Source organism: Bacillus sp. DNRA2, from assembly GCF_012843265.1.
In the GTDB taxonomy this organism is placed as follows: Bacteria; Bacillota; Bacilli; order Bacillales; family Cytobacillaceae; genus Bacillus_BU.
Genome location: NZ_JABAIT010000016.1, coordinates 1 through 13,824 on the forward strand (window position 1 = coordinate 1; position 13,824 = coordinate 13,824).

General features: G+C 37.7%; 15 protein-coding genes. 2 read left to right on the forward strand and 13 right to left on the reverse strand.

Going from position 1 to position 13,824, the window contains the following annotated elements:
* Positions 1-282 precede the first annotated feature (282 nt).
* The 6 genes from HHO41_RS13950 to HHO41_RS13975 all read right to left on the reverse strand — a co-directional run bounded on the left by HHO41_RS13950 (position 283) and on the right by HHO41_RS13975 (position 5,976).
* A complete protein-coding gene (locus HHO41_RS13950) occupies positions 283-534 on the reverse strand; it encodes an aspartyl-phosphate phosphatase Spo0E family protein (RefSeq protein WP_169099665.1) in 252 nt (83 codons plus the stop codon).
* 157 nt (positions 535-691) lie between these two features.
* Entirely contained in the window at positions 692-853 is a 162-nt protein-coding gene (locus HHO41_RS13955) for a hypothetical protein (RefSeq protein WP_169099667.1), read from the reverse strand.
* A gap of 124 nt (positions 854-977) precedes the next feature.
* Positions 978-1,901 (reverse strand): NERD domain-containing protein, encoded by a 924-nt coding sequence (locus tag HHO41_RS13960; RefSeq protein WP_169099669.1) that lies wholly within the window; start codon positions 1,899-1,901, stop codon positions 978-980.
* 138 nt (positions 1,902-2,039) lie between these two features.
* Positions 2,040-2,525, reverse strand: coding sequence for a methylated-DNA--[protein]-cysteine S-methyltransferase (locus HHO41_RS13965; RefSeq protein WP_169099869.1), 486 nt, complete (start codon positions 2,523-2,525; stop codon positions 2,040-2,042).
* A gap of 143 nt (positions 2,526-2,668) precedes the next feature.
* Positions 2,669-4,963 (reverse strand): thiamine pyrophosphate-dependent enzyme, encoded by a 2,295-nt coding sequence (locus HHO41_RS13970; RefSeq protein WP_169099671.1) that lies wholly within the window; start codon positions 4,961-4,963, stop codon positions 2,669-2,671.
* Entirely contained in the window at positions 4,963-5,976 is a 1,014-nt protein-coding gene (locus HHO41_RS13975; RefSeq protein ID WP_169099673.1) for a 2-oxoacid:acceptor oxidoreductase family protein, read from the reverse strand. Before HHO41_RS13975 ends, HHO41_RS13970 begins: the two co-directional genes overlap by 1 nt.
* A gap of 355 nt (positions 5,977-6,331) precedes the next feature.
* Between HHO41_RS13975 and HHO41_RS13980 the strand changes: the two genes are divergently transcribed.
* Complete coding sequence (locus tag HHO41_RS13980; RefSeq protein WP_169099675.1) at positions 6,332-7,009, forward strand: response regulator transcription factor; 678 nt, start codon at positions 6,332-6,334, stop codon at positions 7,007-7,009.
* Complete coding sequence (locus tag HHO41_RS13985) at positions 7,002-8,243, forward strand: sensor histidine kinase (RefSeq protein ID WP_169099677.1); 1,242 nt, start codon at positions 7,002-7,004, stop codon at positions 8,241-8,243. The genes HHO41_RS13980 and HHO41_RS13985 overlap by 8 nt, the downstream gene beginning before the upstream one ends.
* A gap of 23 nt (positions 8,244-8,266) precedes the next feature.
* Here HHO41_RS13985 and HHO41_RS13990 read toward each other — a convergent pair whose 3' ends face one another.
* From HHO41_RS13990 to HHO41_RS14020, 7 genes are all read right to left on the reverse strand, one after another.
* Positions 8,267-8,842 carry a ferric reductase-like transmembrane domain-containing protein gene (locus HHO41_RS13990; RefSeq protein WP_169099679.1) on the reverse strand — a complete coding sequence of 192 codons (576 nt, stop codon included), beginning with the start codon at positions 8,840-8,842 and terminating at the stop codon, positions 8,267-8,269.
* Entirely contained in the window at positions 8,835-9,773 is a 939-nt protein-coding gene (locus HHO41_RS13995; protein WP_169099681.1) for an FAD:protein FMN transferase, read from the reverse strand. Before HHO41_RS13995 ends, HHO41_RS13990 begins: the two co-directional genes overlap by 8 nt.
* Positions 9,748-10,014 (reverse strand): hypothetical protein, encoded by a 267-nt coding sequence (locus tag HHO41_RS14000; protein ID WP_169099682.1) that lies wholly within the window; start codon positions 10,012-10,014, stop codon positions 9,748-9,750. Before HHO41_RS14000 ends, HHO41_RS13995 begins: the two co-directional genes overlap by 26 nt.
* 19 nt (positions 10,015-10,033) lie before the next feature.
* Positions 10,034-10,696 carry a copper amine oxidase N-terminal domain-containing protein gene (locus HHO41_RS14005; RefSeq protein WP_169099685.1) on the reverse strand — a complete coding sequence of 221 codons (663 nt, stop codon included), beginning with the start codon at positions 10,694-10,696 and terminating at the stop codon, positions 10,034-10,036.
* A 141-nt stretch (positions 10,697-10,837) separates the two neighbouring features.
* Positions 10,838-11,557: a LutC/YkgG family protein gene (locus tag HHO41_RS14010; protein ID WP_169099687.1), complete on the reverse strand. Its 720-nt coding sequence runs from the start codon at positions 11,555-11,557 to the stop codon at positions 10,838-10,840.
* Entirely contained in the window at positions 11,557-12,984 is a 1,428-nt protein-coding gene (locus tag HHO41_RS14015; RefSeq protein WP_169099689.1) for a LutB/LldF family L-lactate oxidation iron-sulfur protein, read from the reverse strand. The genes HHO41_RS14010 and HHO41_RS14015 overlap by 1 nt, the downstream gene beginning before the upstream one ends.
* 75 nt (positions 12,985-13,059) lie before the next feature.
* Entirely contained in the window at positions 13,060-13,776 is a 717-nt protein-coding gene (locus HHO41_RS14020; protein WP_169099691.1) for a (Fe-S)-binding protein, read from the reverse strand.
* Between the last annotated feature and the right edge of the window lie 48 nt (positions 13,777-13,824).

Consider the following 13,824-nt stretch of genomic DNA (forward strand, 5'->3'; position numbering starts at 1 on the left):
TTGTTTACCCATATCCATTCCCCTAAGGATTTATACGAACAGTGTATCGAACAGTTATCCACAAGTCGAGAATTTTATAATTTCCTAAACAACAAAAAAGGCATACTCACTTGGCGATCAGTTGAGTATGCCTCTTAATTATTTCGTTATCTATTTATCTAAAAATCGGGATAGTTTAGTTGCACATGGAAGACTTGTCCATGTACCAAACTGATTTATTGCATTCAAAAAACCATCACTGAGAAAGCTTCAAAATGTCGTCCAGTATAAGAAATCAGATTTTCAAACTTCGACAAGCACATTGGGAAATAGTGCCATCATCGACCAAAGTACTGCCTTGCTTCCCTCCTGTCGCTTTAATTTCTGGTAAGCTTCCTTCTGATATTGAAAAATGAGCTGGTCCAATTCCTGGCTCCGCCTTACCGTTTCAGCATCAGTTAGAGTTTTCCCCTTTTTTTCGACCGTATCAACCAGTCTTGATTTGGATCTGTTAATCTCTTCTAATAATGTCTTACTTTCCTTTTCCTGGTACAACTTCTGTTTCCTCCTAACCCAATCCCATATCGTTCAATTTTTAAATTAAGCAATGGTACTGATGAATTATCACAAGAAATAAGCTAAAAGTAAATAGAATCGCAAAACTAGACATTTTTTTTAATGTATAAATTTATCGACAGCATTTGTCGAATTTTCACTTGCTTTCATTGGCACTATCTTTTTCTGTATTGCTAGCAAATATTGCTCCAATCACCCTTATTGGTGCTATATTTTCCGGTAACACTTGTAAAATATTGCTCCAATCACCCTCATTGGTACTACTTTTTCCGATATCACCACCAAAATATAGCTCCAATCACCCTCATTGGTACTACTTTTTCCGATATCACCACCAAAATATAGCTCCAACCACCCTTATTGGTACTACTTTTTTCCGATATCACTACAAAATATAGCTCCAATCAACATATTGTTTGATCTCATTGATAAAATGTCCATTGTCCATATCCAACTTTGTTAAAATATTTATTTAATATTCTAGCAATCCAACGAATATCAATTTGAACTTGGCACCACTGATAAACCGCTACGGTCGTAATCTTCATCTCCGGAAATAGCAATCTTAACTCCACCACACTCCGCAATACTACATCTTCAATCTTCTCCACTTGCCCGCAATCTGCGCAAATAAGTTTTCTCCCATTTACCACAAGAGAAAATGATCCACATATTTTGCACTTAACACCCTTCCGAAGTGAACCAAAACTATACGAAGGTAACACAAGATAAGATACATCCGAAATATGCTGATCCACTAGCATTTCAGCAAGTTTTAAGTGTGAACCATTTAGATTAGCGGGTTTTGTATTTAAATCTTGGATGAAGTGATTAAGTTGAGGTCTATATACAATGGGTTCATTCATTGGAGCGTCATACAAGAAGAATTCAGGATTAATGAAGACGACATTTCCATCAACAGCAAGATTAAAACCATTTCTTTGGATTAATTTACTCAGCAATATTTTGCTTCGATTTAGTTGTTCTAAAGGATTCTTTGTAAAATTGTTCGGAGAGTTGGAGAAATAGTGAAAGTTTTTATCCATGTAATAATAATTACCATCAAAGTTTTTGATTTCAGATAGGATGATTGATGTTTGAGTGATAATGGTGGTATCGAGTTGAAATTTATTGTTGTCTTGCATGAGGAATAAATCGTTTAGTATGTAAAATTTTTGATTGAGTCCAGCGCTGGCTGTGATTTCATCAAATTGAACTTCTCCTTCATATCCTTTCTTTAGGTAATGGTAGTCTTGCCTTGTTTTAGCTGGTAAATCCATTCTTCCATTTAAGATACGAAACTTCTTCAATTCCTTTGATTCTGTTCTATTTTTAAAAAATTCCATTTTCCACTCCCTTTCTGCGATTCCAAAAACATCATATAAAATTCCGACTATATATCACATGGACATAATGTGAATTTTCTAAATTCAACAGAGAAACAAAAAATGAGGTCGTGACAATGGCCACGACCTCAAAAAATATTATAGCGCACCTTCAAATTCTAGCAACTTCTCTTTAATGTCAACACGAGTACCGGCGTATCCAGTGAGAGTACGATTTTTGCCAATGACACGATGACATGGAATAATGATTGGAAAGCGATTAGCCTTGTTAGCTTGACCGATGGCACGGACTGCTTTGGGATTTTCAACAGCATTAGCAATGTCCTGATAGCTTCTTGTTTCCCCATATGGAATCAAGCTTAATTGCTCCCAAACTGCCTTTTGGAAATCAGTCCCCAAAATCCCTAACTCCAGATCAAACGTCTTTCTTTTTCCAGAAAAATATTCCTGTAATTGCTTAGCCGTCTCCTGAAGAATGGGATGTTCTGGTTGATAGATTATTGTATTGATATCCTCATTGCGATTAAAATCCGCTTCACCTAAATGTATGACAGCAAGCTGGTCACTTTCAGCAACTAAGTAAAGCTCATCAATTAACGAATTCACTTTAGAATAATAGCGCATCAAACCACCCTTTCTTTCATTAATTATACTTTCTTGCAAAAAGAAACCCAACACCTAAGGCGCTGGGTCAAACATATATATAAATAGGAATGGGTTATAAAAAACAATTAATCAAATCGGAACGGATTTACAAATATTTATTCTTATAGGAATGGGCTTTCGTGTTTAGCTTTTAGCTTAAGCCATCTTCTTTCAACTTCTACTTCAAATTGTTCAAGTAAATGCTTGTTCTCTTCTTTTAAGAGATGCTTCGTTTTGCCCATGTATTTTAACCAATCAGCTACAGGAATCTTTTTATTCTTAGCTTCTGGATCATAAGTAATCGTTGTTTCCCCTTGTTCAATTTCATAAAGTGGGAAGAAGTTAGAGTTAACAGCTGCCTCAACAATAACATTTCCATAACGATCTTCAGATTTCCAGTTCAGTGGACATGCAATCAAAATTTTACCATAAACAGTACCAACATTTTGTGCATACCATTGAGCTTTTGCTGCTTTCTTAATCAAATCTTGTGGGAATGCCTCTACTCCAGTAAATACATATGGAATGTTTGTTGCCGCCATAATTTGAGCTGTATCTTTATGGTGGAACGTTTTACCTTTTTGGGTCTTCCCAATCGATGAAGTACTTGTCATATGACCTATTGGTGTTGAGTAAGACATTTGAGAACCTGTGTTCATATAGCCTTCATTATCATACTCAAGCATGATCAATTTATGGCCGCGCAGCGCCGTACCAATCGCAGAACCCATACCAATATCCATACCACCGTCACCAGTAATCATAACGAAGGTTGCATCATCAGAAACTTCAATTTCTCCGCGTTTCTTTAATTCCAAGAAAGCTTCAACAGTACCAGACAATGTTGCTGCACCATTTTGGAAAAGGTTATGAATCATCGTTTGTTTATGAGATGTATAAGGATATGATGTTGTAGTTACATAGGCACAGCCTGTTTGATAAAGGACTACAACATCCCCTTCGATTCCTTTAAAGAACAATTCAAGTCCGCCGAAAATACCGCAGCCCGGACAAGCACCATGGCCTGAGCCAATACGCTTTGGCTTAGTCGTAAGTGCTCTTAAAGGCGGAATTTTCACCTTTAATTTATGTGTTTCTTCATCTTGTGTTACCTGAATAAGTCCTGTTTTAAATGCATCATCATGCTGTGGTTCAATGACAGGCTTTAAGATTTTTTCCGGATTACCTGGAACATGGCCATAATAATCAAATGGTTTTTCTGCATAGCCTTTTTCCATTGCATCAACGGTCATTTGGAAGAACGCCTCAGCATCATCAGCATAGAAATCTTTACCGCCAAGACCGAATACACGGCTAAGCACGATTGTTTTATTTTCTTTGTCATCTTGTAATGCAGATTTTACTTCATGAGTTAAGTTAGGGCCATTAGCTCCGTAAGAATCCGCACGCTCTCCAACAAGCAACGCTTTTACATTTTTCAATGCTTCACGGATTTCTTTTGCTGGGAATGGACGGATAATATTAGGGCTGATAACGCCTGCCTTAATCCCCTGAGCTCTTAACTTATCAACAACATCTTTTGCGGATTCAGCTGCTGAGTTTAATAGGAAAAGAGCTACCTCTGCATCTTCCATTTTGTATAAATCCAGTACATCATAGTTTCGACCAGAAAGTTCCGCATACTCTGCTGCTACCTCACGGAAAACTTCACCAGCACGATAAATTGCTTCTGATTGCTGGAAGTGATTGTTTGTTAAATCATGACCGTCCATATGGGCGCCGATTGTAACAGGTTTTTTCGGATCGCGAGCAAAATTATAATCAGTTGGGCACTCCCCAACAAATTTTTGAACGATTTTACGGTCCTTGAAGTAATTTACTTTACGCTTTTGGTGGGAAGTGAAGAAACCATCATAAGCGACGATAACCGGTAATCTTACTTCTGAATGCTCAGCAATTTTTAATGCCATAATGTTCATATCGTAAACGGCCTGTGGTGTTTTAGCTGTTAAAATAACCCATCCAGTATTTAAACCGTAGTATAAATCAGAATGGTCACCACGAATATCAAGCGGACCACTTACAGAACGAGTTACCAAGTTCATAACCATCGGGAAACGAGTTCCAGCTTGAACTGGTAATTGCTCGATCATATATAAAAATCCGTTCGCACTAGTTGCGTTAAAAACACGAGCACCAGTGACTGCTGCACCGTAGCAAATACCTGCTGAACCATGCTCACCGTCTGCTGGAATTAACTTGATATCGTGTTCGCCACGCGCTTTCATCATATCTAAGTATTGCGCTACCTCTGTTGAAGGAGTGATTGGGAAATATCCCATAATATGATAATTAATTTGAGCTGCAGCCATCGCAGCCATTTCATTTCCAGACTCAAATGTAGTTACTTGTTCTGCAGAAATTCCAGTTGTAACTTTATCTTCAAGAAGTGCCATTATTTCATACCCCCTGTAACATACGGAAAGTTCTGTTTCACTCGATTTTCATCTGCAAAGCCGATTACTTCACGTAAATCGTTTAATGCATCTGTTGGACAAGCCTCAACGCACTTTAAGCAGCCTTTGCAATATTGATAATCAATACCTTTAAGGAACATTTGCTTGCGGCCGCGCTTATCTTCGCCTTCTTCCCAAACAAAACAATAATCCGGGCATACGTTATCACACGCTGCACAATGAATACAGGACTCAGCCTTGTATTCTGGTAAGAAGCCTTGACGAGATCCGCTCAAATCCTTATAAATACTGTTAGCTTGAGCAACAATCACGCCGCCAAGTTCTTGAGTCATATAACCTAAAAGTGGCTGTGGACGTTTGAATGCTTTTCCTTCCACGCCTTCAGGAGTTTCGTATGTTTTAAATGTTACTGAATTATACCCTCTGTCAAAAGTACGAATATTAGGTTCAACTAAATGAGGGTATTTCTTCTCAAACGTTTTGCGAATGACCTTTCTCATCGCATCAGGATCAAGGAAATCACAAATGCGGAACAACGCGCCTAACATTGCCGTATTAACCTTTGTCTTTTCTTCAACAGCGATTGTTAAGGCATCAAGAATGGCTAATGTACCGTATTCCAACTTTAAATCTTTTTTAACTTCATCAAAATCACGTTCTGTGTTTACAAGTACAATTCCATCTGCAGCTAAACCGCTTACAACATCAATTGTTTTATAAAGCGCTTCATGGAAAACACCCACCACATGCGGCTGCTCAATTGGACTGTGATCTCTAATTTCAACTTCTGGTTCACAGAAACGAATAAAACTTTTTACTGGAGAACCTTTCTTTTCTGAACCATAGGAAGAAAAGTTCGAACCATTAAGCCCCAAACCTAAAACTCCAGCTTCAGCTAACATTTTTCCAGCTAAATTGGCCCCTAATCCTCCAATTGATTCCAGACGGATTTCATAAAAACCAAGGTCATTTTTTTTCGGTAAGACTGACATGTTCTCCCTCCCAGTACTTTTCCATCATTGGTTAAATTAATTTAACACAAATGACATATTTTCTAATTGCATTGTATTACATGAAAGTTATTTACGCTGTGACAAATGTCATACACTACTCAAAAAGATTATAACACAGTTTATTTTATTATGCTACACCCCTTATTTATTATGGGTTTTAACTTATTTTCTTTTTATATAACAGATGACAAATTGTAATATAACAGACTGATCACTCAAGTTTTTTAGCGGAAAAAATATTAATTTTTCCATTTTTCTATCAGATTAAATTGGTATGATGAAAGAAAAACAATTTTTTCTGTTGAAATTGCGTTTAAGAAAGTGAGTGATTCGCTTGCATATTTTATTAGCAGAAGATGATGAAAGGTTAGGGAAGCTAATTAACCACATGCTTCAAAAGGAACTGCATGTGGTCGATTGGGTTAAAAATGGTGATGATGCGTACGATTATGCCCGATTGACAGACTACGATTGTCTTGTATTAGATTGGATGATGCCAAGACGAAGCGGAATTGAGGTTTGTAAGCAAATTCGGAAAAATGGTTATCAAGGTGGAATTTTATTTATTACAGCAAAAGATTCAATCGAGGACATGGTATTAGGATTAGATTCAGGAGCAGACGATTATATCGTTAAACCATTTCAGTTTGAGGAATTATTAGCAAGACTACGGGCAGTATCCAGACGTAAGGAAAAGGTATTTGAAGAAATCCTTCAAGCTGGCAACCTAAAACTAAATATGTCGACCCATACCGCTACTAAGAATGAAGAAGCAATCGACCTTTCAAGAAAGGAATATCACCTGCTAGAGTTGTTATTAAGAAATAAAAACCAAGTGATACCAAGGGAAATCTTATTCGAAAAAATATGGGGCTTTGAAACATTCGTTTCTGATAACGCCTTAGATTCACTTGTTAAGCTTGTCAGAAAAAAAATAGATACAAAAGGTAAGCCTTCCCTGATAAAAACAGTTCGAGGGATTGGTTATTTAGTGAGGGATTGCGATGTTTAACGACGTCAAAAAGAAGCTGACTTTTCTTTATACAGGCTCTTTGTTGATATCCTTGATTATCTTTATTAGCCTGTTATATTATCTTATCTCGCATCAAATAGTATTAAAGCAACAACATGAGCTCAGCGATTTTTACGAAAAGGAACGTCATGAAATTCTCGAGAATTATTATGAAGATGATGATGAACAGGAACTAGAATTTGATCCAGGCAAGAGAATCTTTTTTTATGTTTTCTCACATGAGGAACGTTTAATCTTTGGCAATGAGACGATTCGGAATTATTCATACAGACTAGAACACGAATACCTACTAAAGAGCAAAAGTGGTTCGGAGTTCATTAAAGACAGATGGCAAAATCAACACCTGTTAATATTGAAAGATTTAATACCAATTTCTGATAATAAGCAAGCGACCATATTCATTGGTATGGATATAACCAATGAAGTTCACTTCATCCAAAACATCACTTGGATATTAATCGGATTGACGATTATTTTTAGTTTGTTATTCGGATTACTTGGCTACTATTTCGCCGGTCAAGCGATGAAACCTATCGGGAAAGCATTTGAAAAACAAAGAAAGTTTGTTTCGGATGCTTCACATGAACTTCGGACTCCATTAAGTATTTTTTATAGTTCAGTTGATTTGTTAATGCGTGAGGAAAAGGAGAACCTTAGCCCGTTTGGCCAAGAAGTCCTTTTAGATGTAAAATCCGAAAGTGAAATGATGAGTAAGCTTATTAACGACTTACTTTTTCTGGCAAGAAGTGATAATCAGCAACTCGTTCTAGAAAGAAAAGATATCAACCTTTCAAAATTACTCCATTCATTAGTAGATAAAGTCTCAAGAACAATCTCAGCACAAGTATCTTTAGAGTCCTCTATCCAAGATGATCTACATTTCTTTGGAGATGAGGTTCGTATTCAACAATTGATGTATATCCTAATCGATAATGCCTTTAGGTATACTCCAAATGGGACAGTTACAATTTCTTTAATTAAAAATCAAACCGGCATTAACATAACGATAGAGGATACAGGAGTTGGTATTCAAGCTGACGATTTACCGCATATATTTGACAGATTTTATCGCGCTGATAAATCTAGGGTAAGAGATGGCTCTGGTTTAGGGCTGTCAATTGCCAAAACGATTGTTGAAGCCCATAATGGAAAAATTAGCGCAAAAAGTGAACCAGATGTTGGAACAAAATTTACCATCACCTTCAAAATTTAATCTAAAAGAAAAAAACGCAGCGTTTATACCTGCGTTTTTTTCGTGACTGCTTTGACAGTTGCTCCTGCACCAGTTCCTACTTCCATTCCTTTAGCAATCCCTAATATTAGTATGACGGCAATCGAAACTATATATATTAATTTAGCCCAGCCTTCCTGTGAATCCGTGCCAATCATGATGCCATGAATAGCCATTAATAACCACGCTGGAATTGCCAATAAATGAACTTTTTTCCATACTGTTCTGCCTAATTTTTTCATAAAGAAATCCGATGAACCGATAATGATGAGGAACAAATAAAAGGAAATCGTCCCTAAACCCGAATAAAACGGCTCATTCTCTGCACTAAACGGAATAAGTATACTTAACAGAGGATATTCAATATATTGATCCCAAAATAGCATCAACATATGAAACACAATGACTAACAACCCAAGCCATCCACTATTTTGGTGAACTAATAAAAATTCACCCTTCCGTTTTTTTAATCCAGCAAATGCTTGTAAAAATCCAAACACTAAAGAAATTGTTAACAAAAAATAACTCAAAAACCCAGACAGACGGATTAAGTTCCATGTCGATAAATATTCGTTAACCATTTATACCCCTTTCCTTGCTGATCATTAAATCACCATTTTGATCAACAAGAATATATTCAAAATGCCTAAAAACATTAGAGAAGGACTGATTCAAAACTTGAGGATTTTCCATAAAACAAAGCTTAGCAAGTACCTCGGCATCTAAACAATTCGTTGTAATAACGGTTGCCTGAATGATGTCCGTTTCAACCGGCATCCCAGTAATCCCATTTAGGATATGGTGCTTCTTCTCTGTTCCCTGCTGCCAGCTCCGATAAATAATATTAGAGGTAGCAACACTACCATTTTTCAAAGTTATTTGCCGTAATGTGCGATTGGGATCAAATGGGTCAGCGATACCAATGTTCCACTCTTTTTTTCCATCTGACCAAAGCGACATATCCCCACCACCGTCGACCATTCCACTATTTGCTTTCGCCTGTGTTTTAAGCCAAATCATTGCGGCCTCGACAGCATAGCCCTTCCCTAACCCACCAAACTCAACTTGACCTTCGCTCTTTCGTGTTGCTGTACATTGACTTGCGTCATATAAAAATGGACATTCTTGAACTAAAACTCCTATGGATTGAAGGTTAGGTTCCGCATTCTGAAATGGGAAGCTTTGCTGATAGCCATGATACTGGAGCTGTTTTGCTAAATACGGTGAAAATCTTCCACCGGTTATAAGACGGTAGTTCTCCGCCTTTTGCAGAAGATCGAACAAGGGTTGTGATAAGGTCAAAGTTTGACCCATGGTTAATCCGTTAAGCCTTGCAAGTTCATTATCTGAATTAAATCTTGACCACTCACGGTCTACATAGCTAAACCACTCGATGAGCTGATCCTTCCAATCATCTACCTCACTATTGGAAATTGAGATATAAAAATCAGTATTCATCGCTTTAAAGGCTAGTTCCGTTACCGACTTAAGATCTTCTTGTATTTCGATCACTTTGTCCGGCTCCCATACCTGGATTTACCTCACTAATTGTAAAATCAGACCAATCTAATTCGACCAATTCTTTTTCCCTATTATCCATCGAAGCATATACCTTTGAGTCAATTTTTAACGAATTAGTATTAACAGAGTCAATCTTTGCCTCACCACCACTGCCTAATTGACTTAACACAAACGCCGTAAACGCCGTACCAGCTACTCCAACAATCCATTTTGATTTTGTAGTATTTTTCAATTTTTCCACCTCAATTTAGTTAAATATTATCAATACTAAGCACTTGTTCGACTTCATTCCAAGAAACTCGATAGCCTAACGCATTAGCAATTACACTTACAGGGATGTACAACGCTGTTTCAATATATTGAGCCTGCATTGGCATAGGTGTTTTATTTTTATTTTCATACGCAGCATTTGAACCAGCTCTCACAATCAATTCAGTTTTGGATTTAGTCACCACTAAAATACGACTTTTTGAATAAAAATCTGTCTTAGCACCTAAAAGCTTAGCAAATTGTTCACCTGGTACCAAAAGCTGACCTTCTTGAGGTACAACATGAATTTTTCCTGAATCAATACCATTAACTTTAACTGTTATTTCTCCAGCCTGGGTAATTGGTAAATTTGTATTTTGTGATGAAACAGCTTCTCTCACCCAAAAATTCCAATATCCGTTTTGAACCGGTTGTGAATTTTCGTATCCACCATTTCCATCTCCAAAGTTGCCTCGGTCTTCTCCTTCATATTCATCCTCATACTCTTCGTCATCACCGCCATAATATTCTTCTTGGTAACCACGTTGCTCATATCTTTCATCATCATCATCATCATCGTCAGCTAGCACCCCTACATTCGCCGTGAAAAAAGAAAGCAAAAGAATGCTCATAACACCAAACCATTTCAACTTCTTTTTAAACATTTTTTCCCACCTCAATTCGCTTGATAATGTCATCATATACAGCGTTTCTGGAAAAAAACTGAAAGAGAAAGGAGCTCATAAAAAAAAAGCAATTCAAGCGACGTTTGTAATACGTTGCTTAGATTGCTTTAATAAGTCTTCTTATATATCATCAACGACGATATAGGTAGCTCTAACCGGTCCGTGAACACCTACGACAAGATTCAACTCGATATCAGCAGAGTTACTTGGTCCAGAAATAAAGTTAACGCACGATGGAACCTTCTCACCATTTTTAACTTTTTCGCGAAGTATTTTGGCAGCTTGCGTTATCCGTGGAACAATCGTACTTTTTGGAACGATCATAATCGAATTCAATGGTAAAAAGTTAATATTTCTACCCTTCCCTTTGTCGTTTAAAATGGTTACCGTCCCGGATTCTGCAAGTGTGATATCACTTATAACAATTCCAATGTTTGCTTTTTCAACATAAACAATATTTTCCTTACCTTTAGCTGGGTCCCAAACTTGTATTTCAATACCTTGATTTGGCCACTCCTGCTCCATTAAGGTGTCCAGCCCCATTTCAGCAAAACGTTTATCATCTGGTACAGAAATTGTTCCCCCGCCTAACGATTTTACGGTATCACTTAGTATAGTTGGAAGGTCTTGTCGATTAGCCATAATCACTGTAGTGTGAATATTTTTACATTGTTCTTTTAATACTTCTACTAGTTGATCCTGAGTAAGTCCCTGAAGCACTGAATTTTGGGGATTATATTTGTATTCTGGTGTTTTGCACACCGAATTTACCTTTTCCCGTCCAAGACGTTTTGCCACATTTAATAAAAATGATTCTCGGTTTTGAATGGTCCCTTGCATCAAGCGTTTCCTCCTTTTTCCCGGTTCTTAAACCAGTCGCGGAATCTTTCTTTATTTGGTGCAGGAAAATCGCGATTTTCAGTCCACGCTTTTAGCGGTCCTGGGCCTTTAGTAATTTTTTCACCAACCACGAATGGATTCATAGCGGCTGGAGCAAATTTGGTACCAAACCGATAAAGTGCTGGAGTAGCTGCTCCAAGTCCAAACGCCTTCATTAGTAGCTTTTCTGCAAACGGAGCTCGTCCGTCATTTTCGACGATGACTTGACGATGTTTGTGAAGAAGCTCATGAATTGGGATTTTGACAGGACATACTTCTGTACATGCCCCACAAAGTGAAGTCATATATGGAAGCTCCTTAAATTCTTCATATCCGCCTAAAAGCGGAGTTAATACAGCCCCAATCGGCCCGGAATAAATCGAATTGTATGAATGGCCACCTACATGACGATACACCGGACATACATTTATACAAGCCGCACATCGAATACATTGTAATACCGACTGAAAATCTCCACCCAGTATATCAGAACGACCATTATCAACGATAACCAAGTGAAACTCTTCTGGTCCATCGATTTCTCCTTCATCTCGTGGGCCGGTAAGAACCGTAATATAACTTGTCAGCTTTTGACCTACTGCACTCCGTGTTAACATACCGACAAGAACTTCCATTTCCGCAAAAGTTGGCACAAGCCGTTCCATCCCCATGAACGTAATTTGCGTTTTTGGAAGTGCTGTAACTAAATCCGCATTTCCTTCATTGGTGACTAAACTGATGGAACCTGTTTCACTAACGGCAAAGTTACATCCCGTAATTCCGATATCAGCAGTTAAATATTCTTCACGAAGCATTTTGCGGGCATGAGCAGCAAGTTCCTCAGGCTTCTCAGTTCCGGTATACCCTAACCTTTCTTTAAACACATCACGGATCTGCTCTTTATTTTTGTGTAAAGCAGGCACAACGATGTGTGACGGTGGATCATGATCATCTACTTGAAGAATATATTCGCCAAGGTCCGTCTCCACAACCGTGCAACCAGCTTCTTCTAAGGTTTTGTTTAAACTGATTTCCTCTGTGACCATTGATTTTGCTTTTACAACCTTTTTCGCATTTTTTTTAATCACTATGTCACGGGCATAATCATTTGCTTCTTTTGCAGTTCTGGCAAAAAAGACGTGACCGCCTCTTTTAGCAACATTTTCGGCCAATTCGTTTAAATAATAATCTAAGTTTTCAAGCACATGCTGACGAATTTCCTCAGCATGATTTCGCCATTCTTCCCAATTCCCTAATGCTTCAGTAGCATTGGCACGACGAATACCCATGCTGTTTTGAGCATTTGATACAGCACCACGCATAAAGGAATCATTAATTCCTTTGTCAAGGCGTTCCTTCAGTTTCTCTTCACCAAGCTTCATTGCCATGTACGATTGCCCCCTTTTTCTCAAAAATCCTATGAAATGTTGAAAAAATTAAATATTGTATTTTATGCTCTGTTATTAGTGCATATTTAATACTTCGGCAATATGCATTACTTTTATCGGCTTTCCTTTGCGGTCAATTCTACCGCGAATGTTCATCAAGCAACCTTCGTCAGCACCAATCAAGTACTCAGCACCTGTTTCTTCAACATGTTGCGCTTTCTCATCAACCATTTGCTCAGAAATATGTTGCATTTTCACAGCAAAAGTACCACCAAATCCACAGCATTGCTCCTTACCAGGAAGTTCAGTAAATTTTAGTCCTTTTACATTCTGCAAAAGAACCATTGGCGGACGCTTTACACCCAATAATCTAGTCATATGACAGGATGTATGATATGTAACAGTTGCGTCAAATTTTGCTCCAACATCCTCGATTTTTAAAACTTCAACGATGAATTGAGTTAACTCATAAGTTTTGGCAGCAAGCTTCTTCGCTCGTGGCTCCCATACTGGATCACCTTTAAAGATATGTGGGTATTCATGAAACATATATGCACAAGATCCCGAAGGTGAAACTACCACCTCTGCATCTTCAAATGTTTCAATCATTTTTTTCATTGCATCTTTTGTTGATTCTACATAACCACTGTTATAAGCTGGTTGGCCACAGCATACCTGAGATTCAGGAAAATCAATTTCACACCCTAATCGTTCCAACAATTCAACAGTTGCTTTACCAACATTACTGCGGAACAAGTCCACTAAGCATGTTGCAAAGAGGGATACCTTCATTTTTTTCGCTCCTTCGTGACATTAAATTCAATTCAGCAAAGACTAGTC

Coding starts and splice junctions, on each gene's coding strand:
- HHO41_RS13960 (WP_169099669.1), bottom strand. CDS start 1,901: ATGGAATTTTTTAAAAATAGAACAGAATCAAAGGAATTGAAGAAGTTT.
- HHO41_RS13965 (WP_169099869.1), bottom strand. CDS start 2,525: ATGCGCTATTATTCTAAAGTGAATTCGTTAATTGATGAGCTTTACTTA.
- HHO41_RS13970 (WP_169099671.1), bottom strand. CDS start 4,963: ATGGCACTTCTTGAAGATAAAGTTACAACTGGAATTTCTGCAGAACAA.
- HHO41_RS13975 (WP_169099673.1), bottom strand. CDS start 5,976: ATGTCAGTCTTACCGAAAAAAAATGACCTTGGTTTTTATGAAATCCGT.
- HHO41_RS13985 (WP_169099677.1), top strand. CDS start 7,002: ATGTTTAACGACGTCAAAAAGAAGCTGACTTTTCTTTATACAGGCTCT.
- HHO41_RS13990 (WP_169099679.1), bottom strand. CDS start 8,842: ATGGTTAACGAATATTTATCGACATGGAACTTAATCCGTCTGTCTGGG.
- HHO41_RS14005 (WP_169099685.1), bottom strand. CDS start 10,696: ATGTTTAAAAAGAAGTTGAAATGGTTTGGTGTTATGAGCATTCTTTTG.
- HHO41_RS14010 (WP_169099687.1), bottom strand. CDS start 11,557: ATGCAAGGGACCATTCAAAACCGAGAATCATTTTTATTAAATGTGGCA.
- HHO41_RS14015 (WP_169099689.1), bottom strand. CDS start 12,984: ATGGCAATGAAGCTTGGTGAAGAGAAACTGAAGGAACGCCTTGACAAA.
- HHO41_RS14020 (WP_169099691.1), bottom strand. CDS start 13,776: ATGAAGGTATCCCTCTTTGCAACATGCTTAGTGGACTTGTTCCGCAGT.